Source organism: Pseudomonas sp. AOB-7, from assembly GCF_003696305.1.
GTDB lineage: Bacteria > Pseudomonadota > Gammaproteobacteria > Pseudomonadales > Pseudomonadaceae > Aquipseudomonas.
The window spans coordinates 179,945-200,620 of record NZ_RFFK01000008.1 but is presented as its reverse complement, the minus strand read 5'-3'; the positions used below and the strand labels follow the sequence as shown (position 1 = coordinate 200,620).

Below are 20,676 nucleotides of genomic sequence, written 5' to 3'. Positions count from 1 at the left end.
CCCGCTTCGTCGTTTCTGGCGAAAGGGATTAATAACACAAACATAGCTAAGCTACTTTTCAGAAAACACACCCAAGGTAGCCATATGTCTTTTGCAAAGCATGGTATAGCAGTACACAGCATGGAGCTTGGCAAAGCCACGCTGGCACTATCAACACTAGGGCTATTCACCAAACTACTTAACATCGACCTCAGTCAAATTGAAGTAATTGGACTTTCCATGAGCCAACATAGCACTGAACTCATTCCCGGCTTTATCGGACTTGCTCTAATCTACACATTTATTGCATTTGTAGTTGCCCGCCTAGAGTCGAGCATTGAGCAGCAGCTTGATGAGCAAACTGTGACCCACCTAGAAACGATAAAAAATTCCAAGCCACTGTTAATTATCAGCGCACTCACAATGCCTCTCGCGTTAATTGTTTATTCTCTTCCCTATGCCCTTGGAGTTTTCTCTATTGTGCTTCTTTGGCCTGACAGCACGGCTGTTCTAGCCGAGCTCTGGACTATTGCATCGGCATAGTTTCAAGGGAAATAACGTCCGAGCGACTCAACCTCAGCCCATCCGGCAAGCGGTGCGCACGGCGCACCCTACAGAATCGCCCCCTCACTCGCCTGCCCTGCGTTGATTGATCGAACGATCAAAATCCGCCTAGACTCCGGCCCTACTTCCCCCGCTGGAGAGACCCATGCCCAAGGTCGGCATGCAGCCCATCCGTCGTTCGCAACTGATCGCCGCCACCCTGGAGGCCGTCGACCAGGTCGGCATGGCCGATGCCAGCATCGCCTATATCGCCCGCCTGGCCGGGGTGTCCAACGGCATCATCAGTCACTACTTCAACGACAAGAACGGCCTGCTCGAAGCGACCATGCGCCACCTGATGCAGGCGCTCAGCGAGGCGGTGGGCGAACGTCGCCGCGCGCTGCGCGAGGACGGTCCGCGCGCTCACCTGAAGGCGATGATCGACGGCAACTTCGACGACAGCCAGGTCAGCGGCCCGGCGATGAAGACCTGGCTGGCATTCTGGGCCAGCAGCATGCACCAGCCGGCGCTGCGCCGCCTGCAGCGGGTCAACGACCACCGCCTGTATTCCAACCTGTGCGGCCAGTTCCGCCGCGTGCTGCCGGCCGACGAGGCGCGCGCCGCCGCGCGCGGGCTCGCCGCCCTGATCGACGGCCTGTGGCTGCGCGGCGCGCTGTCCGGCAAAGCCTTCGACACCGAGCAGGCGCGCCGTATCGCCTACGACTACCTCGATCTGCAACTGGGCAAGGCCTGCTAGGCGGTCGCGGGGCCACTAGGCTGCGCGCACCGCCTGCAAAGCCGGTCGCCGACTCGAATCAGCGCCGCTGCAATGCCGCTAAGTCAGGCGGCTGCAGGGTTTATCGAATCCCCCCGAGATCGCGCGGCGCGCATGGCGCCCCCGACTCCTGCATGTCGCGATTAGCTGCGCACTGTCGTTTTTATTGATTGATCGTTCAATCTAAATAAAATAGGCTGTTTTCTAGCCAATTCATTCGCGCCCAGAGGACAGCCCATGCCCCGCTTCGACCAGCAGCAGCTCTATATCGGTGGCCGTTACGTCGCCGCCAGCAGTGGCCAGACCTTCGACAGCATCAACCCGGCCACCGGCGAGGTGCTCGCCACCCTGCAGCGCGCCAGCCAGGCCGATGTCGAGCGTGCGGTGGCCAGCGCCAAGCAGGGGCAGAAGGTCTGGGCGGCGATGACCGCCATGCAGCGCTCGCGCATCCTGCGCAAGGCGGTGGACATCCTCCGCGCGCGCAACGACGAGCTGGCCGAGCTGGAGACCCTGGACACCGGCAAGCCGCTTTCCGAAACCCGCAACGTCGACATCGTCACCGGCGCCGACGTGCTGGAGTACTACGCCGGGCTGATCCCGGCCATCGAGGGCGAGCAGATCCCGCTGCGCGAATCCTCCTTCGTCTACACCCGCCGCGAGCCGCTGGGCGTGGTCGCCGGCATCGGCGCCTGGAACTACCCGATCCAGATCGCCCTGTGGAAATCCGCGCCGGCCCTGGCCGCCGGCAACGCGATGATCTTCAAGCCCAGCGAAGTCACCTCGCTGACCGCGCTGAAGCTGGCCGAGATCTACACCGAGGCCGGCCTGCCCGACGGCGTGTTCAACGTGCTCACCGGCAGCGGCCGCGAGCTCGGCCAGTGGCTGACCGAGCACCCCGGCATCGAGAAGATCTCCTTCACCGGCGGCACCAGCACCGGCAAGAAGGTGATGGCCAGCGCCTCCAGCTCCACCCTCAAGGAAGTGACCATGGAGCTGGGCGGCAAGTCGCCGCTGATCGTGTTCGAGGACGCCGATCTGGACCGCGCCGCCGACATCGCGGTGATGGCCAACTTCTACAGCTCCGGCCAGGTCTGCACCAACGGCACCCGGGTGTTCGTGCCGCGCATGCTGCAGGCGCGCTTCGAGGCCAAGGTGCTCGAGCGGGTCAAGCGCATCCGCCTGGGCAGCCCGCTGGATGAGGCCACCAACTTCGGCCCACTGGTCAGCGCGGCGCATATGGACAGCGTGCTCGGCTACATCGAGAAGGGCCGCGCCGAGGGCGCGCGCCTGCTGATCGGCGGCGCGCGCGTCACCGACGGCGACTACGCCAAGGGCGCTTACGTGGCGCCGACCGTGTTCACCGACTGCACCGACGCCATGACCATAGTGCGCGAGGAAATCTTCGGCCCGGTGATGAGCATCCTCATCTACGACAGCGAAGAGGAGGCGATCCGCCGCGCCAACGACACCGACTACGGCCTGGCCGCCGGCGTGGTGACCCGCGACCTCAATCGCGCGCACCGGGTCATCCACCAGCTGGAAGCCGGCATCTGCTGGATCAACACCTGGGGCGAGTCGCCGGCGGAGATGCCGGTGGGCGGCTACAAGCAGTCCGGCGTCGGCCGCGAGAACGGCCTGACCACCCTCGGCCACTACACCCGGATCAAGTCGGTGCAGGTGGAACTGGGCGGCTACGCCTCGGTGTTCTGAATAGCCGCCCCTAGGGTGGGTTAGCGGCGCGAACCGCAACGCCTGCGCTCCACAGGCAGTGAGCGCCGCGTAACCCACCAGTTCGCCAATCCGATCAACCCGGTGGGTTACGGCGCACCGACATCGGATGCAGACCAAGCCCGGTCTTGCGCCTAACCCACCCTCGGGGCTACGCAGACCCGTCATACAGGTGACGCCCATGTCGCAAGAATTCGACTACATCATCATCGGCGCCGGCTCGGCCGGTAACGTGCTGGCCACCCGCCTGAGCGAGGACGCAGACGTCAGCGTGCTGCTGCTGGAAGCCGGCGGCCCCGACTACCGCCTCGACTTTCGCACCCAGATGCCCGCCGCCCTGGCCTTCCCGCTGCAGGGCCGGCGCTACAACTGGGCCTACGAGACCGAGCCGGAGCCCTTCATGAACAACCGGCGCATGGAATGCGGGCGCGGCAAGGGCCTGGGCGGCTCCTCGCTGATCAACGGCATGTGTTACATCCGCGGCAACGCCCTGGACTTCGACAACTGGGCCAAGCTGCCGGGCCTGGAAGACTGGACCTACCTGGACTGCCTGCCCTATTTCCGCAAGGCGGAAACCCGCGACATCGGCGCCAACGACTACCACGGCGGCGACGGCCCGGTGTCGGTGACCACGCCGAAGGCCGGCAACAACCCGCTGTTCCATGCCATGGTCGAGGCCGGCGTGCAGGCCGGCTACCCGCGTACCGACGACCTCAACGGCTACCAGCAGGAAGGCTTCGGCCCCATGGACCGCACCGTCACCGCGCAGGGCCGCCGCTCCAGCACCGCCCGCGGCTACCTCGACCAGGCCCGCGGCCGGCCCAACCTGCGCATCGTCACCCACGCCCTGACCGACCGCATCCTGTTCGACGGCAAGCGCGCCAGCGGCGTCGCCTACCTGCACGGCGAGGGCGACACGCCGGTGATCGTCCGCGCCCGCCGCGAGGTGCTGCTGTGCTCCGGCGCCATCGCCTCGCCGCAGATCCTGCAGCGCTCCGGGGTCGGCCCCGCCGCCCTGCTGCGCGAACTGGACATCCCCCTGGTGCACGAGCTGCCCGGCGTCGGCCAGAACCTGCAGGACCACCTGGAGATGTACCTGCAGTACGCCTGCAAGGAGCCGGTGTCGATCTACCCGGCGCTGAAGTGGTGGAACCAGCCGGCCATCGGCGCCCACTGGCTGCTGCGCGGCAAGGGCCTGGGCGCCAGCAACCAGTTCGAGGCCGGCGGTTTCATCCGCACCCGTCCGGAATTCGCCTGGCCCAACATCCAGTTCCACTTCCTGCCGGTGGCGATCAACTACAACGGCAGCAACGCGGTGAAGGAACACGGCTTCCAGGCCCACGTCGGCTCCATGCGCTCGCCCAGCCGCGGCCGCGTGCAGCTCAAATCCAGGGACCCGCGCCAGCACCCGAGCATCCTGTTCAACTACATGAGCCACGAACAGGACTGGCAGGAGTTCCGCGACGCCATCCGCATCACCCGCGAGATCATGGCCCAGCCGGCGCTGGACGCCTTCCGCGGGCGCGAGATCAGCCCCGGCCCGGACTGCCAGAGCGACGCCGAACTGGACGCCTTCGTCCGCGAACATGCCGAGACCGCCTTCCATCCCTCGTGCTCGTGCAAGATGGGCGAGGACGCCATGGCGGTGGTCGACGGCCAGGGCCGGGTGCACGGCGTGCAGGGCCTGCGGGTGGTGGACGCGTCGATCATGCCGGAGATCATCACCGGCAACCTCAACGCCACCACCATCATGCTCGCCGAGAAGATCGCCGACCGGATTCGCGGCCGCGCGCCGCTGCCGCGCAGCACCGCCAGGTACTTCGTCGCCGGCGACACGCCGGTACGCGGCCAGCCGCAGCGGCCGGTGTCGGCGGCCTGACGGCGCGCCAGCGGCCGCTACTGCGGCAGCTCCTGGCGAATCATCCAGTGGCCCTCGGGCGGCATCAGCCGGCCGATGTCGAAACGCGCCAGGCTCGCGCGGTCGAGCATCTCGATGCGCGGGCCGACCCGCGCCGGCAGCGCCTCGCCCTGCAGGCCGCGCACCGCCAGGTCGAGGGCGATGCGCGCCTGGATCACCGGCGAATCGGTCGGCGCCGCCAGCATCTGCCCTTCGCCGATCTGCTCCAGCACCCGCTCGGTGGCGTAGAAGGCCAGCACCTCGGCGCGCACGCCGAGGTTGTGCACCAGCTGCGCGGCGAACGCCGCCGCCTCGGCGTTGCCGATCAGGTAGTCGAGGTCGGGGTTGGCCTTGAGCAGCGCCCGTACCAGCTGCGCCTGGCTGCTGCGGTCCACCGGGCCGTAACCGCCGTGCACCAGGGTCGCCGCGCTGCCGACCAGGGCGGCCTGCAGGCCGCGCTCGGCATCCTGCACCCAGCCGGCGTCGGCCGGGCCCGGTAACCAGCCGATGCGCAGCGGCCGGCCGCCGCCGTGCTGCACCGCGTAGGCCAGGGTGGCCGCGGCCATGTCGGCGAAATCCACCCGCGAGCGCGCGCTGAGGTCAGTGCAGTCGAGGCGATTGACCAGGTCGATCACCGGCCGCCCGGCGGCGCGCTGCTCGGCCACCGCCGGGCACAGGTCGAGGGTATTGATGCTGGCCAGCAGGAAGGCCTCGGCGCCCAGCGCCACGCAATTCTCGAACTGCTCCAGCTGCACCGGCCCGTGCTCGTAGCCACCGGCCTCGTAGATGCCCAGCTGCACGCCGAGACGCCGCGCCTCCTGGTCCAGGCCCCAGGCCACGCCCCACCAGTAGCGATCCTTGCCGTGCGGCAACAGGGCGCAGATGCGCCACGCCCGCTCGGCTTTCGCCAGCGCCCGGTACTCGCGCGCCTGGCCGTCGACCTGTACCGGATAGGGAAACCAGGGCGCCGCCAGCAGGGCGGGAGCGACCAGAGCGAGCCATAGTGGAACCCAGCGCATGCCGCCGTCCTTACCCCGAGCCGGGGAGCCTTGTTTAGCGACAAGCCTAGCAGCGCCCTGGCCGGATGCGCCGCCAGGCTCTACAGTGCCGGCTGCCACCTGCGAGGAGCCCATGACCGACCCCGCCCCGCTCGACCCACGCACCGCCCGCCTGCTGCCCTGGATAGTCGCCATCGCCTTCTTCATGCAGACGCTGGACGGCACCATCCTCAACACCGCGCTGCCGGCCATGGCCGCCGACCTGGCCGAAGACCCGCTGCGCATGCAGTCGGTGGTGATCGCCTACATGCTCACCGTGGCCCTGCTGATCCCCGCCTCGGGCTGGATCGCCGACCGCTTCGGCACGCGGCGCATCTTCTTCGGCGCCATCGCCCTGTTCAGCCTCGGTTCGCTGCTGTGCGCCCTGTCCACCTCCCTGCCCATGCTGGTCGGCGCGCGCATCGTGCAGGGCCTCGGCGGCGCGCTGATGATGCCGGTCGGGCGCCTGGTGGTGCTGCGCGCCTACCCGCGCTCGGAGCTGGTGCGGATCATGAGCTTCGTCACCCTGCCCGGCCTGCTCGGCCCGCTGCTCGGCCCAAGCCTGGGCGGCTGGCTGGTGGAGGTGGCCAGCTGGCACTGGATCTTCCTGATCAACCTGCCGGTCGGCCTGCTCGGCTGCTGGGCGGCGCTGCGGCATATGCCGGACCTGCGCGGACCGAGCCGCAGCCGCTTCGACACCCCGGGCTTTGTGCTGTTTGGCGCCGCCATGCTGCTGATCACCGTGGCCCTGGAAGGCCTGGGCGAGCTGCACCTGCCGACCATGCGGGTGATGCTCCTGCTGCTCGGCGGCCTGGCCTGCCTGGCCGCCTACTGGCTGCGCGCCGGGCGCATCGAGCAGCCGCTGTTCGCCCCCAGCCTGTTCCGTACCCGCGGCTTCGCCGTGGGCATCATCGGCAACCTGTTCGCCCGCCTCGGCAGCGGCGCCCTGCCCTTTCTCACCCCGCTGCTGCTGCAACTGGCGATGGGCTACTCGCCGGCGCAGGCCGGCATGAGCCTGATCCCCCTGGCGCTGGCGGCGATGGCGGTCAAACCCCTGGCCAAGCCACTGATCGAGCGCCTCGGCTACCGCCGCATCCTCACCGGCAACACCCTGCTGCTCGGCGTGCTGATCGCCAGCCTGGCCCTGGTCGATGCGGACACCCCGCTGCTGCAGCTGATCGTCCAGCTGGGCCTGATCGGCGCGGTCAACTCGCTGCAGTTCACCGCGATGAACACCGTCACCCTGATCGACCTGGACAACCGCGACGCCAGCAGCGGCAACAGCCTGCTGTCGGTGGTGGTGCAGCTGGCCATGGGCCTGGGGGTGGCGGCTTCGGCGGCGCTGCTGGGCGGCTTCAGCCGCGAGTTCGGCGGCGAGGGCCAGCTGCTGCAGGCGTTCCAGGCCACCTACCTGTGCGTCGGCCTGCTGTCGATGCTGGCCGCGGCGATCTTCCTCCAGCTCGACCCGGCCGACGGCCGCCGCGCGCGGCGCCTCGAGGTGTCAGCGGAAGACTAGGCCGGCCTGCTACACTGCCGGCCTGTTTCGCCAGCCCCGAGCCCTTGCCGTGACCGCCACCGCCTTCGCCAGCCTGCCCCTGTCCGCCGCCATGCAGGCCAACCTCGCCGCCATCGGCTACGCGCAGATGACGCCGATCCAGGCCGCCAGCCTGCCGCTGATCCTCAAGGGCCGCGACCTGATCGCCCAGGCCAAGACCGGCAGCGGCAAGACCGCGGCCTTCGCCCTCGGCCTGCTGCACCCGCTCAACCCGCGCTACTTCGGCTGCCAGGCGCTGGTGCTGTGCCCCACGCGCGAGCTGGCCGACCAGGTGGCCAAGGAAATCCGCCGCCTGGCCCGCGCCGCCGACAACGTCAAGGTGCTGACCCTCTGTGGCGGCGTGCCCTTCGGCCCGCAGATCGGCTCGCTGGAGCACGGCGCCCACGTCATAGTCGGCACCCCGGGGCGGGTGCAGGAGCACCTGCGCAAGGGCACGCTGAAGGTCGACGGCCTCAATACCCTGGTGCTCGACGAGGCCGACCGCATGCTCGACATGGGCTTTATCGACAGCATCGCCGAGATCATCGAGCAGACCCCGGCGCGGCGCCAGACCCTGCTGTTCTCCGCCACCTACCCGGCCGGCATCGAGCAGCTCGCCGCGCGCTTTCTGCGCAGCCCGGAGCGGGTCGAAGTCGAGGCCCAGCACGACGACGGGCAGATCGAGCAGCGTTTCTACGAGATCGCCCCGGGCGAGCGCCTGGAAGCGGTGAGCACCCTGCTGCGGCATTTTCGCAAGCAGCCGGCGGTGGCCTTCTGCGCCACCCGCCAGCAGTGCGACGAGCTGGCCGCGCAGCTGGAGGCGGAAAAGATCTCCGCCGCCGCCCTGCACGGTGATCTGGAGCAACGCGAGCGCGACCAGATCCTGGCACTGTTCGCCAATCGCAGCCTCAGCGTGCTGGTGGCCACCGACGTGGCCGCCCGCGGCCTGGACATCGCCGGCCTGGAGCTGGTGATCAACGTCGAGCTGAGCCGCGATGCCGAGGTGCATATCCACCGCATCGGCCGCAGCGGCCGGGCCGGCGAGAAGGGCCTGGCGCTGAGCCTGGTGGCCCCGGCCGAAGCCGGCCGCGCGCAGGCCATCGAGGCGCTGCAGGGCAAGGCGCTGGCCTGGTACCCGCTGCCCGCGGCCAAGGCCGGCGGCGAGCCGCTGCTGCCGCCGATGCACACGCTGTGCATCGGCGCCGGGCGCAAGGACAAACTGCGCCCCGGCGACATCCTCGGCGCACTGACCGGCGATGCCGGGCTGCCCGGCAGCCAGGTCGGCAAGATCGCCCTGTTCGACTACCAGGCCTTCGTCGCGGTCGAGCGCGACGTGGCCAGACAGGCCCTCAAACGCCTCACCGAAGGCAAGATCAAGGGGCGCACGTTACGCGTACGCCTGCTCTAGCAGGCCCGCCAGGAGAGGAATAGGGATGCGCAATATCCTGGTCATCGAAGACAGTCCGCTGGTGCTGAAGATTCTCGAGCACCTGTTCCGCCAGGAGCCGACGCTGCAGCCGGTGTTCTGCGCCTCGCTGGCCGAGGCCGAGGTGATGCTGGAGACCTCCGCCGGGCTGTTCTTCGCCGCCATCGTCGACCTGCACCTGCCGGATGCGCCCAACGGCGAGAGCGTCGACCTGGTGATGCGCTACCGCCTGCCGTGCATCGTGCTCAGCGGCAGCTACAACGAGCAGCGCCGCGACGAGCTGCTGATGAAGGGCGTGGTCGACTACGTGCTCAAGGAGAGCCAGCACTCCTACGAGTACGCCTTCCGCCTGCTGCACCGCCTGGAGCACAACGCGAAGATCAAGATCCTCATCGCCGAGGACTCCGAGGCCACCCGCCACTACATCCGCCACGTGCTCACCCCGCACCGCTACCAGATCCTCGAGGCCCGCGACGGCGAGGAGACCCTGCGCCTGCTCGCCGAGCAGCCGGACATCGACCTGCTGGTGCTGGACCACGCCATGCCCGGCATCAGCGGCTTCGAGCTGGTCAAGCTGCTGCGGCAGAAGATGAAACGCCACGAGCTGATCATCATCGGCCTGTCCGCCGACGCCAAGGGCTCGCTCAGCGCGCTGTTCATCAAGCACGGCGCCGACGACTTCCTGCGCAAGCCGTTCTGCCCCGAGGAACTCAACTGCCGGGTGATGTCCACCCTGGAGCGCCGCGACCTGCTGCGCGCACTGAAGCAGGCGGCGCAGTTCGACGCGCTGACCGGGCTGAACAACCGCCGCGCCTTCTACGAGCAGGGCCTGCAGCTATTGCAGCAGGCGCGCCGCGACGGCCACGAACTGAGCGTGGCGATGCTCGACCTCGACCACTTCAAGCAGATCAACGACGGTTTCGGCCATGCCAGCGGCGACAGCGCCCTGGTGGTGTTCGCCCGCGCCCTGGCCGGCGCCTTCCCCGACGCCCTGCTCGGTCGCCTCGGCGGCGAGGAGTTCGCCCTGGTCAGCGCGCAGCAGGCCGACGACCTGGCGCAGGCCCTCGACCGCTTGCGCCGCCAGTGCGCCGGCCTGCACTACGCCGCCGGCGCGCCGCCGCTGTCGTTCAGCGCCGGGCTCTATCGCGGCGAACCGGACGATCTGGAAAGCCTGCTGCACGAGGCCGACATGCGCCTGTACCAGGCCAAGCAGCAGGGCCGTGCGCGCACGGTGCTGGCCTAGCCGCGCTCAGTGCACCGCGTAGGAGCCCGCTGGCGGGCGATCCAAACCGCCGGCGAACGGGGCCACGCGAGCTCAGAGCCCATGCCGCCGAAAGGTGGCGGCATAGCTGCCGTCGTCGCTCATCGCCTGGATCGCCCGGTCGAAGCGCCTGGCGATCTCGCGGTGTTCGGGGTGGCTGCGGCGCACCAGGATATGCAGGCCGTTCTCGCTCAACGGCAGCGGCAGAAACTCCAGCTCGTCGCGCATGGCGCGCAGCTCGCGACCGAGGTGATAGCGCGCCACCAGCTCGTCCTCCAGGGTCAGCTGCACGCGCCCGGCGTGCAGCATGCGCGCGGCGGTGGCGAAACCGCCGACGCCGACCTTGCGCAGCCGCTCGTCACCGTCGAACTCGGCGGAATAGGCGTAGCCACGCACCACGGCGATGCTGTGCGGATACAGATCGGCCAGGCTGTCGAAGCGGATGCCGGCACCCTTGCGCTGCAGAAAGCGGATGCGGTTGACCAGATAGGGCTGCGAGTAGTGGCCGAACTCGGCGCGTTCGGGGCTGTACCAGGCGTTGATCAGCACGTCGTAGTCGCCGCGCTTGAGCCCCAGCACCGCCCGCTGCCAGGGCACCTCGACGTAGCTGGTGCGGTAGCCGGCGCGCTGCAGCGCCTGCTCCACCAGCTCGCTGGCCAGGCCGTTGCCGGGCAGGCGGCGGTCGTTGAACGGCGGCCAGGGGTCCGCCACCAGGCGCAACGATTCGCCCGCCGCCAGAGCCGGCGACAGCAGCAAGAGCAACAGCCAGGCGCGCACTGCGGGCATCGGCGGCGATCCGTGGGGAATGATCAATGCTAGTGATAGCAGGCGCGAAAGCCCTCGTCACTGTCTCATTTTTGATACAGGTGCTGGCCAGGGCGGCCGTCCATCCGCCCTGCCGCGCCAGGATCGGCGGGCCAGAGCGGCTTCGGGTAAGATGCGCGGGTTTTCGCGCAGCCTCCGCCTGTGCGCTCGAATCGCTGGGGAACTCTCGTGTTGCACACTGAGGTAGTGATAGTCGGTGCCGGCGCCGCCGGCCTGATGTGCGCCGCCAACGCCGCCGCGCGCGGCCGCCGCGTGCTGGTGCTGGACCATGCCAACAAGGCCGGCAAGAAGATCCTCATGTCCGGCGGCGGGCGCTGCAATTTCACCAACCTGTACTGCGAGCCGGGCAACTTCCTCTCGGAAAATCCGCACTTCTGCAAGTCCGCCCTGGCGCGCTACAGCCAGTGGGACTTCATCGGCCTGGTGGCCAAGCACGGCGTGCCCTATCACGAGAAGAAGCTCGGCCAGCTGTTCTGCGACCACAAGGCCAATGCCATCCTCGATCTGCTGCTGGCCGAGTGCGCCGAGGCCGGCGCCGAGATCCGCCTGAACACCGCGGTGCAGAGCATCGCCAAGACCGACGGCGGCTTCCTGCTGCACAGCGACCTCGGCGCGATCGCCTGCCAGTCGCTGGTGATCGCCAGCGGCGGGCTGTCCATCCCCACCCTCGGCGCCACGGGGTTCGGCTACCAGGTGGCCCGCCAGTTCGGCCATCAGGTGCTGCCGACCCGCGCCGGCCTGGTGCCCTTCACCATTACCGACCCGCAGCTCAAGACGCTGTGCACGGAGCTGTCCGGCACTTCGGTGGAGGACTGCCTGGTGAGCTGCAACGGGCAGAGCTTCAAGGAGAACATCCTGTTCACCCACCGCGGCCTGTCCGGCCCGGCGATTCTGCAGATTTCCTCCTACTGGCAGCCGGGCGACACCCTGCATATCGACCTGCTGCCGCATATCGACCTGCCCGAGTGGCTGGCGACCCAGCAGCGCGAACGCGGCAGCAGCGAGCTGAAGACCCTGCTGGCCGAGCTGTTCACCAAGAAGATGGCGACCCTGCTGGTGGACAACTGGTTCGCCAACAAGCCGCTGAAGCAGTACAGCCCGGGCGAGCTGAAGGCGATTGCCGAGCGTCTGTCCGACTGGCAGCTGGTGCCGGCCGGCACCGAGGGCTACCGCACCGCCGAGGTCACCCTGGGCGGCGTCGACACCCGCGAGGTGTCGTCCAAGACCCTGGAATCGCTCAGGGTGCCGGGGCTGTACTTCATCGGCGAGGTGCTCGACGTCACCGGCCACCTCGGCGGCTTCAACTTCCAGTGGGCCTGGGCCTCGGGCTACGCCGCCGCGCAGTACGTCTGAGGCATCCGCCAACGCGGTTTGCCGCCCTAGGGTGCGCCCTGCGCACCAATGCCCCAACGAGCGGGGAACCGCCGCGGCGGCACGGACTCTGCTACAACAAGCACCTGCGCCCCTCGCACAAGGACAGTCCGCCCCATGACCCTCGACCAAGGCCTGATCTTCGCCATTCTCGTCGCCAGCATGGGGCTGTTCATCTGGGGCCGCTGGCGGCATGACGTGGTCGCCCTCGGCGCCCTGCTGGCCTGCGTGATCGCCGGTCTGGTGCCGGAGCGCGAGGCCTTCGTCGGTTTCGGCCACCCGGCGGTGATCACCGTGGCCTGCGTGCTGGTGCTCAGCTACGGCCTGCAGAGCAGCGGCGCGGTCAACCGCCTGGCCCAGCGCCTGCTGCCCGGCAACGCCGGGGTGCTGGCGTCGATCGCCGCACTGACCGGGCTCGGCGCCCTGCTCTCGGCCTTCATGAACAACGTCGGCGCCCTCGCCCTGCTGATGCCCATCGCCCTGCAGATCGCCGCGCGCCTGGAGCTGCCGCCCGGCCGGGTGCTGATGCCGCTGGCCTTCGGCACCATTCTCGGCGGCATGACCACGCTGATCGGCACGCCGCCCAACCTGATCGTCTCCAGCTTCCGCGCGCAGCACGGCGCCGGCCCCTTCGCCATGTTCGACTTCAGCCCGGTGGGCGTGGCGGTGGCGCTGGCCGGCGTGCTGTTCATCACCCTGCTCGGCTGGCGCCTGGTGCCCAGGCGCGAAGTGGGCAACGCCGCCAGTTTCGACACCGGCCGCTACCTCACCGAGGCGCGCGTCAAGGACGGCGGCAAGGCCCAGGGCAAGACCCTGCGCGAGATCGAGCAACTGCTCGACGAGGCCGACGCCCAGGTGGTGGCCATGGTGCGCAACAAGCTGCGCCTGAGCGCGCCCAACCCGCGCCGCGTGCTGCAGGCCGACGACGTGCTGGTGATCGAGGCCGAGCCCGAGGAACTGGGCGAGGTGCTGGGCCAGCTGGACCTGCTGCTGGAAGCCGAGCGCGAGGCCAAGGAGGCCGAGCAGCAGCGCCAGGAGGATGGCGCCGAGCCGGAGAAGAAGGAGGGCAATGGCGACGAGCGCGCGCTGCAGGAGCTGCTGGTCAAGCCCGACTCGCAACTGATCGGCCGTTCCGCCAGCAGCACCCGCCTGCGCAGCCGCTACGGCATCAACCTGCTGGCCATCTCGCGGCAGAGCCACCGCTCGATCAAGCGCCTGCGCTCGACCCTGATCCAGAGCGGCGACGTGCTGCTGATGCAGGGCGGCACCGAGGACATCGGCGAATTCGCCAACGACTACGGCTGCGTGCCGCTGGCCGCGCGCGCCATCAACATTCCCGACCCGCGCCAGGCCAACCTGGCCCTGGGGGTGATGCTGCTGGCCATCGCCGCGGCCGCCTTCGGCCTGCTCTCGGCGGCGGTGGCCTTCGCCGCCGGGGTACTGGCCTACATGCTGCTGCGCCTGATCCCGCTGCGCGCGGTATACGAGGCCGTCGACTGGCCGGTGATCGTGCTGCTCGGCGCGCTGATTCCGGTGGCCGGGGCCATGTCGGAAAGTGGCGCCGCCGACCTGCTGGCGCGCCTGCTGATGGAGCACCTGGCGCAGGGCAACGCCATCGTCACCCTGACCCTGCTGCTGGTGGTGACCATGACCCTGTCGGACTTCATGAACAACGCCGCCACCGCCGCGGTGATGTGCCCCATCGCCCTCAGCGCGGCCAGCCAGCTCGGGGTCAGCCCGGATTCGCTGCTGATGGCGGTGGCCATCGGCGCCTCCTGCTCCTTCCTCACCCCCATCGGCCACCAGAACAACACCCTGATCCTCAGCCCCGGCGGCTTCCGTTTCGGCGACTACTGGCGCCTCGGCCTGCCCCTGGAGATTCTCGTGGTGCTGGTCAGCGTGCCGCTGCTGTTGTGGGTCTGGCCGCTGTAGGCGCTTGTGCAAAGGGCGATCATGAAGCCGGGGTAGCGCCCAGCACCACGTCGAAACGCGCCACCTGCTCGTCGACCTGCCCGGTCACCGGCACGAAGGGCACGATCAGCAGTTCGCGCAGCTGTGGGTCGCGGATCGCGTTGAGCAGGCCGTCGCGCGCGTTCCGCGGCTCGCCGCGGATATAGCACTGGGTGGCGAAGCGCGGCAGCCCCGGCAGGGTCACCGCCAGGTGGATATGCGGGGTGCGCCCGGGATAGGCCACCGGGCGAATGGTGCGAAAGCGATAGCGGCCGTCGGCGCCGGTGGTGAAGCGGCCGTAGCCCTGGAAGCCGGGGTCGCGGCGCTGGCGGTCGCCGCCGCGACTGTGCAGGTAGATGCCGTTGGCATCGACCTGCCAGATTTCCACCAGCGCGCCCGCCAGCGGCTGGCCGCGGCCATCGAGGATCAGCCCGTGCAGCTGCACGCGGGTGCCGCGCGCTGGCTCGGCCTGGCCCTCGACCTGCACCAGGTCGTTGTCGCGATCCAGCGGCAGCTGGTCGGGGTAGAAGGGCCCGAGGGTCTGCGCCGGTGTCAGCAGACGCTCGGCCAGCACCAGCGCCGGGCTGGCCAGCAGGGCGCCGCCGGCGGCGAGCAGCAGATGGCGACGGCTGATCTCAGACATGGCGCGCCCCTCTATGGCAAGCCCTGTCATGCAGTGTAGTGCGCTCTGCCAGGTGCGCCGCCTCCGGCCTAAACCAACGGGCGCCAGGGCATGCCAGCCCAAGGCGCCAAACAGACAATCAATCGGCAAAACGAGGCTTGGGGGGCAGGCGTTCCGTCCAGGCGAAGCCCTGCAGGAACCCCGTATAGGGCTTGGCCAACGGATAGTCCAAATCACCCCGTTTGCTGGTACTCAGCTTGAGTTCGCCGAGCAACTCCACCATTTTCAGGCCGGCGCCCACGCCGTCGATCACGGGCACGCCAAGCGCCTGACTGAGCGGTTCGGCCAAGTGGCTCATGCCGGCGCAACCGAGGACGATAGCGGCGGACTCATCACGTTCCAAGGCCTCGAGGCAGGCGGCGTGCATCAGAGATTGCAGGCCTTGCGGCTGTCCATCCAGAGCCAGCACCGGGATGTTCACCGCATGAATGCCCCGGCAATGCTGCGCGAAGCCATAACGCTCGACGAGATGGCGAGCAATGACCTTGGTACGGCTCAAGGTCGTCACGATGCTGAACCCGGTCGCGACCCAGGCTGCCAAGTGCATCGCCGCCTCGGCCATGCCGATCACCGGATAGCGGGCGACTTCCCGCGCAGCGAGCAGGCCCGGGTCGCCAAAGCAGGCGATTACATGCCCTTCGGCACCCTCGCGCTCACCGTCACGAATGGCCTGGAGCAAGCCTGGCAGGCAAAGCGCCTCGTCGTAGTGGCTCTCGATGGAGCTCGGTCCCGCGCCATTGGTCACGGCCAGCAACTGGTTGCCGGGGTGCAGCAGATCTCGAGCGACCTCGGCCAGGCGGGCAGTGATGGCGGCACTGGTGTTCGGGTTGATCAACTGGATCTTCATCGCTGCGCTCAGCTCTCGATCAGGTGCTTCAGCGGGTGGTAGCCGGTCTTGAGCTTGTCGGCCGATTCGAGGATGGCGTTCTGGATAGCGGCCAGGTGGAAACAGGTCAACTCGATGGCGGCGTTCTGGTTGCCGGCCTCGATGAACTCGATCAGCCGCAGGTGCTCGTCGTCACGACAGGCGTCATGGCGTTCGTCGTCCAGCGCCGCGGCGTAGAGAGAGGCACGGGAGATGAGCTTGCGGAACCAGTCCAGCAGCACCGGGTTGTGCAGCGCCATGGCCAGCTTGATGTGGAATTCGCCCAGCAGGTGGATGAGCCGCTCATGGTCATGCTCGCGCCGCGCCGCCTCCTCCAGCAGCAGATGCTCACGCAGATTGCGCATGGCCGCCGCGTCACGCCGCCGACACAGCTCGGTGACGATGCCGATCTCGATCAGCCTCCGGGTCTCGAACAGTGAGCGGATCTCCTCGTCGCTGGGCAGCGAGACCCAACAGCCCTTGTTCGGCTCGGAGCTCACCAGTCCATCGGCTTCCAGTTGCTTGAGCGCCGCCCGCACCGAAGTGCGGCTGACGCCGAACAACCCCGCCAGGGAAGCCTCGCCCAGTTTCATGCCGGGTCGCAGCGAGCGCTTGCTGATGGCCCGGTAAACCCCCTGATAGACCCGGTCCACCATGGTTTCCAGCTTCTTGTCGGTCATGGTCACTCCATTGTTGCGCTGAACGGCCTGCTTCGGAGGGAGAGATTCCGCCAGAAAAAGCCTGTTGCGCAATCAGCTTAAACGGGCTATTTGTAGATTGCATTCAATTTTTGCATACAAAAACAAAAGGTGACGCACCAAAATGAAGCGCGAATCGTCCATCGAAGTGCAACGCGTCAGCAAGCGCTATATCGACGACCCTGAAGTGGCCCCGGCGCTTGACGACGTTACGGTGAGCATCCGCCCCAACGAGTTCTTCACCCTGCTCGGCCCCTCGGGCTGTGGCAAGACCACACTGTTGCGCAGCATCGCCGGCTTCGAACAACTCAGCTCCGGCAGCATCCATATCGGCGGACAACGGGTGGACGAGCTGCCGCCGTACCAGCGCCGGATCAATACCGTGTTCCAGAACTATGCGCTGTTCCCTCATATGACGGTGGCCGAGAATGTCGCCTTCGGCCTGGAGATGCAGGGCCTGGCGCGCGCTGCCATTCCCGTGCGGGTGCGGGAGATGCTGGCACTGGTACAGATGGAACACCTGGCCCGCCGCCGCCCCGCCGAACTCTCCGGCGGCCAGCAGCAACGCGTGGCCCTGGCCCGTGCGCTGGCACCGCGCCCGGACGTGCTGCTGCTGGACGAACCCCTCTCCGCGCTAGACCTCAAGCTGCGCAAGGAAATGCAGGTGGAGCTCAAGCGTGTGCAACAGGAGGCGGGCATCACTTTCATCTTCGTCACCCACGACCAGGAGGAGGCGCTAACCCTGTCGGATCGCATCGCCGTGATGGCCAGCGGCAAGATCCTGCAGATCGGCACCCCCAGCGAGGTCTACGAGCGACCGCAGCACCCCTTCGTCGCCCACTTCATCGGTGACATCAACTTCCTCCCCGGCCAGCTGCGCCAGTGCCCGCAGAACGGTCGCCTGTTCCGCCCCGATGGGCTTGCGGTGGACATTCCCTGCACCAACGACGGCGACTCCCTGGCCGGCCGCGCGCAACTGGCGTTCCGTCCGGAGCGGTCGAAGCTGGTGGCTCCGTCAGAACCGCACCACCTGCGCGGCGTGGTCGAGGCCGTGCTCTACATTGGCACGGCCACGCTCTACCAGTGCCGGCTGGCCAATGACGTGAAAGTGATGCTGCGCGAAAGTAACGAAGGCGCCACCGGCGCCCGTCCCGTGGGCTCGCCCGTGGCGGTGCATCTGCCGCCCCACGCCTGCCTGCTGATGGAGGCCTGAGATGAGCGTCAGCGCCACCTCCCCCAGCCTCAACCGACTATTGTTGCTGTCGCCGGTGCTACTCACCCTGCTCTGCCTGATCGCCATTCCGCTGGGCATCATGGGCTACATCAGCTTGCTGCCGCGCAACCTCTATGGCGGCGTGGACTGGAGTGCCGACTGGCAGTGGCACAGCTACACGCAGCTGTTCTTCCAGGAAGACTTCGACGGCAACCTCGAACTGAACTGGGTCTACGCCCAGGCACTGCTGCGCTCGGTGCTGCAGGCCGGTGGCACCACGCTGCTGTGCTTCCTCGTGGGCTTTCCCGTGGCCCTGTGGATGACCAGCCTCAGCGAACGTTCGCGCAACATCATGGTGCTGCTGATCACCATCCCGTTCTGGACCAACCTGCTGATTCGCAACTACGCCTGGCTGATCATCCTGCGCGAGCACGGCTGGCTGGCACAGAGCCTCAATGCGCTGTTCCCGCAGGCCGGCGGCATCACCCTGCTGTACAACGATTTCGCCGTGGTCGTCGGGCTGGTCTACAGCTTCCTGCCGTTCATGATCCTGCCGATCTACTCCACCCTGGAGAAGCTCGACTGGCGCCTGGTGGAAGCCGCCTACGACCTCGGCGCCAACCGCTTCAAGGCACTGCGCCGGGTGATCCTGCCGCTGTCCATGCCCGGTGTGGTGGCCGGTGCGCTGCTGGTGTTCGTGCCGAGCCTGGGCGCCTTTATCACCCCTGCCATCCTCGGCGGCGGCAAGACGCTGATGATCGGCAACCTGATCCAGCAGCAGTTCGGCACCGCGCGCAACTGGCCGCTGGGCAGTTCGCTGTCCTTCCTTCTGCTCGGGCTGATGCTGCTGACTCTGGTGCTCTACGCCCTCTACGCCAAGAAAGCCGCAAAGGCCGTCCGCCAGGGAGCCCGCTGATGATTGCCTCTCACCTGAAGAAGTTGCCGCTGACCCGCGAAACCAGCCTGCTGGTGCTGGCCTACCTGTATCTACCGATCCTGGTGCTGATCGCCTACAGCTTCAACGCCAACCGCACCGCCACGGTGTGGACCGAGTTCTCCTTCGCCTGGTATGGGCGCATTCTCGCCAACCCGTCGATCCAGGCGGCGGCGCTGAACTCGGTGATAGTCGCCAGTATCGCCACCGTCTGCGCCACCACCATCGCCCTGCTCGCGGCGCTGGCCACCTACCGGCCCTTCTACGGGCAGAAGATGGTGGAAGGCGGCATCAACCTGCCGCTGATCCTGCCGGAGATCGTCACGGCGGTGGCCACCCTGCTGCTATTCATGGCGCTCGGCATCAAGCTCGGCCTGCTGACGGTGATCATCGCCCACATCGGCTTTTGCATTCCGTTCGCCTACCTGCCGATTCGCGCGCGCCTGAACGACCTGGACAAGAGCCTGCTGGAAGCGGCGGGCGACCTCTACGCCAACCCCTTCCACACTTTCCGCCGGGTGACCTTGCCGTTGCTGTTCCCGGCGGTGCTGTCCGGCGCAGTACTGGCGTTCGTGGTCAGCCTGGACGACTTCATCATGACCTTCTTCGTCGCCGGCCCCGGTGCGACCACGCTGCCGGTGTACATCTTCTCGGCCATCAAGGCCGGGGTAACTCCCGAGATCAACGCAATCTCGACCCTGATGCTGGTGATTTCCATCGTCCTGGTGGTGCTCTCCTTCTGGCTCGGCCAGCGAGGCAAACCCACCGCCTGATCCTTTGCTCCATCTCTGCCCAACCTGTTCTTCAACCGGAGAAAAAACAATGAAGTTGAAAGCATTGCGTCATGGGGTAACCGGTCTGACCCTCGGCTGTTTCGCCGCCGCCTGCGCCCAGGCGGACGAACCCAAGGAACTGTTCTTCTACAACTGGACCGACTACTACCCGGTGGAACTGCTGGCCAAGTTCGAGAAGGAGACCGGCATCAAGGTCACCATGGACGGTTACGACAGCAACGAAACCCTGCTGGCCAAACTGCAGGCCGGCGGCGCCGCCTACGACGTGATCGTGCCGTCGCACTCGATCATGCGCACCCTTATCGAGCAGGGCTACCTGCAGGAAATCGACGCGCCGAGCCTGCCGAACTTCACCCATGTGAAGCCGGCCTTCCGTGATCCCGAGTTCGACCCCGGCCGCAAGTTCTCGGCGCCCTACCTCTGGGGCACCACTGGCTTCTCCTACGACAGCGCACGGGTGCCGGGCGGCAAGCTGGACGACTCCTGGAAAGAATTCTTCGAGCCGCGTCCCGAACTGCAAGGCCAACTCGCTGCGCTGGATACGCCGAGCAGCCTGATCAACGCCGCCAGCCATTACCTGGGCGTGGATGAATGCAGCGAAAACCCGCAGGACGCCAAGCGCATCCTCGAGCTGCTGCAGAAGCAGAAACCCTTCCTGAAGATGTACAGCTCCGACAATACCGTGGACCGCATGGCCTCGGGCGAGGTGATCATGATGCAGAACTGGAACGGCTCCACTGCCCGCGCCACGCTGCAGAAGAACAGCATCAAGTACGTCTACCCGCGTGAAGGCGTGGCCATGTTTCAGGACAACTTCGCCGTGCCCAAGAGCGCGCCGCACCCAGGCAACGCCAAGGTCTTCATCGACTGGATGATGAAGCCGGAAAACGCTGCTGCCGTGTCCAACGCCATCGCCTATGCCAACGGCATCGACAGCGACGCGCTGCTGGACCAGAAGTGGCGCGTGATGGACGCCATCAACATGCCCGACGCCTACGCCGAGCGCCTGCGCCCCGAGAAGGAGTGCAGCAACCAGGCCCGCGAGCTGCAGGACCGTATCTGGTCCAAGCTCAAGGACTGACGCCTTTGGGCCTTTGTAGGATGCGGTAGAGCGCAGCGAAACCCATCCTACGTTTGTCCACCTTCATGCGTTGAGATGCCCCC

18 protein-coding genes are annotated in these 20,676 nt (G+C 67.4%); 13 read left to right on the top strand and 5 right to left on the bottom strand.

The annotated features are described in order from the left end of the window. Positions 1-84: 84 nt before the first annotated feature. The 4 genes from EA796_RS23105 (at position 85) to betA (ending at position 4,904) form a co-directional block, all read left to right on the top strand. Positions 85-522, top strand: a complete 438-nt coding sequence (locus tag EA796_RS23105; protein WP_147459052.1) for a hypothetical protein — start codon at positions 85-87, stop codon at positions 520-522. A gap of 166 nt (positions 523-688) precedes the next feature. After that, on the top strand, positions 689-1,279 hold the full coding sequence (gene betI, locus EA796_RS16480) for a transcriptional regulator BetI (RefSeq protein WP_122109387.1): 591 nt from the start codon (positions 689-691) through the stop codon (positions 1,277-1,279). Between the two features lie 255 nt (positions 1,280-1,534). Next, positions 1,535-3,007 (top strand): betaine-aldehyde dehydrogenase, encoded by a 1,473-nt coding sequence (gene betB / locus EA796_RS16475; RefSeq protein ID WP_021444416.1) that lies wholly within the window; start codon positions 1,535-1,537, stop codon positions 3,005-3,007. A 199-nt stretch (positions 3,008-3,206) separates the two neighbouring features. Then, positions 3,207-4,904 (top strand): choline dehydrogenase, encoded by a 1,698-nt coding sequence (betA, locus tag EA796_RS16470; protein WP_122109386.1) that lies wholly within the window; start codon positions 3,207-3,209, stop codon positions 4,902-4,904. A 17-nt stretch (positions 4,905-4,921) separates the two neighbouring features. Here betA and torT read toward each other — a convergent pair whose 3' ends face one another. Then, entirely contained in the window at positions 4,922-5,941 is a 1,020-nt protein-coding gene (gene torT / locus EA796_RS16465; protein WP_122109385.1) for a TMAO reductase system periplasmic protein TorT, read from the bottom strand. Positions 5,942-6,053: 112 nt separating this feature from the next. On the opposite strand from torT, the gene mdtD reads away from it, so the two are divergent. Genes mdtD through EA796_RS16450 form a run of 3 tightly spaced genes read left to right on the top strand, consistent with a single transcriptional unit; the run spans position 6,054 to position 10,162 of the window. After that, on the top strand, positions 6,054-7,475 hold the full coding sequence (mdtD, locus tag EA796_RS16460) for a multidrug transporter subunit MdtD (protein WP_122109384.1): 1,422 nt from the start codon (positions 6,054-6,056) through the stop codon (positions 7,473-7,475). Between the two features lie 49 nt (positions 7,476-7,524). Further along, positions 7,525-8,901 (top strand): ATP-dependent RNA helicase DbpA, encoded by a 1,377-nt coding sequence (gene dbpA / locus EA796_RS16455; RefSeq protein ID WP_122109383.1) that lies wholly within the window; start codon positions 7,525-7,527, stop codon positions 8,899-8,901. A 25-nt stretch (positions 8,902-8,926) separates the two neighbouring features. Continuing rightward, complete coding sequence (locus EA796_RS16450) at positions 8,927-10,162, top strand: diguanylate cyclase domain-containing protein (protein WP_122109382.1); 1,236 nt, start codon at positions 8,927-8,929, stop codon at positions 10,160-10,162. A gap of 72 nt (positions 10,163-10,234) precedes the next feature. On the opposite strand, the gene EA796_RS16445 is transcribed toward EA796_RS16450, so the two are convergent. After that, positions 10,235-10,966: an ABC transporter substrate-binding protein gene (locus EA796_RS16445; protein ID WP_122109381.1), complete on the bottom strand. Its 732-nt coding sequence runs from the start codon at positions 10,964-10,966 to the stop codon at positions 10,235-10,237. A gap of 207 nt (positions 10,967-11,173) precedes the next feature. On the opposite strand from EA796_RS16445, the gene EA796_RS16440 reads away from it, so the two are divergent. Together EA796_RS16440 and EA796_RS16435 are read left to right on the top strand one after the other, a co-directional pair. Continuing rightward, a complete protein-coding gene (locus EA796_RS16440; protein ID WP_122109380.1) occupies positions 11,174-12,358 on the top strand; it encodes an NAD(P)/FAD-dependent oxidoreductase in 1,185 nt (394 codons plus the stop codon). Positions 12,359-12,493: 135 nt separating this feature from the next. After that, on the top strand, positions 12,494-14,308 hold the full coding sequence (locus EA796_RS16435; RefSeq protein WP_122109379.1) for an SLC13 family permease: 1,815 nt from the start codon (positions 12,494-12,496) through the stop codon (positions 14,306-14,308). 19 nt (positions 14,309-14,327) lie between these two features. On the opposite strand, the gene EA796_RS16430 is transcribed toward EA796_RS16435, so the two are convergent. The 3 genes from EA796_RS16430 to EA796_RS16420 all read right to left on the bottom strand — a co-directional run bounded on the left by EA796_RS16430 (position 14,328) and on the right by EA796_RS16420 (position 16,553). Next, positions 14,328-14,969 (bottom strand): protocatechuate 3,4-dioxygenase, encoded by a 642-nt coding sequence (locus tag EA796_RS16430; RefSeq protein WP_122109378.1) that lies wholly within the window; start codon positions 14,967-14,969, stop codon positions 14,328-14,330. A gap of 118 nt (positions 14,970-15,087) precedes the next feature. Further along, positions 15,088-15,855, bottom strand: a complete 768-nt coding sequence (locus tag EA796_RS16425; protein WP_122109377.1) for an aspartate/glutamate racemase family protein — start codon at positions 15,853-15,855, stop codon at positions 15,088-15,090. Positions 15,856-15,863: 8 nt separating this feature from the next. Beyond that, the gene (locus tag EA796_RS16420; RefSeq protein WP_122109376.1) at positions 15,864-16,553 is read right to left on the bottom strand and encodes a GntR family transcriptional regulator; all 690 of its coding nucleotides are present in this window, start codon (positions 16,551-16,553) and stop codon (positions 15,864-15,866) included. A gap of 142 nt (positions 16,554-16,695) precedes the next feature. Here EA796_RS16420 and EA796_RS16415 point away from each other — a divergent pair, with 142 nt between their 5' ends. Genes EA796_RS16415 through EA796_RS16400 form a run of 4 tightly spaced genes read left to right on the top strand, consistent with a single transcriptional unit; the run spans position 16,696 to position 20,593 of the window. Then, complete coding sequence (locus tag EA796_RS16415) at positions 16,696-17,784, top strand: ABC transporter ATP-binding protein (protein WP_021446105.1); 1,089 nt, start codon at positions 16,696-16,698, stop codon at positions 17,782-17,784. A gap of 1 nt (position 17,785) precedes the next feature. Continuing rightward, complete coding sequence (locus EA796_RS16410) at positions 17,786-18,700, top strand: ABC transporter permease (protein ID WP_021446106.1); 915 nt, start codon at positions 17,786-17,788, stop codon at positions 18,698-18,700. After that, entirely contained in the window at positions 18,700-19,491 is a 792-nt protein-coding gene (locus EA796_RS16405) for an ABC transporter permease (RefSeq protein ID WP_021446107.1), read from the top strand. The genes EA796_RS16410 and EA796_RS16405 overlap by 1 nt, the downstream gene beginning before the upstream one ends. A gap of 49 nt (positions 19,492-19,540) precedes the next feature. Next, on the top strand, positions 19,541-20,593 hold the full coding sequence (locus EA796_RS16400) for an extracellular solute-binding protein (RefSeq protein WP_122109375.1): 1,053 nt from the start codon (positions 19,541-19,543) through the stop codon (positions 20,591-20,593). Positions 20,594-20,676: the final 83 nt, after the last annotated feature.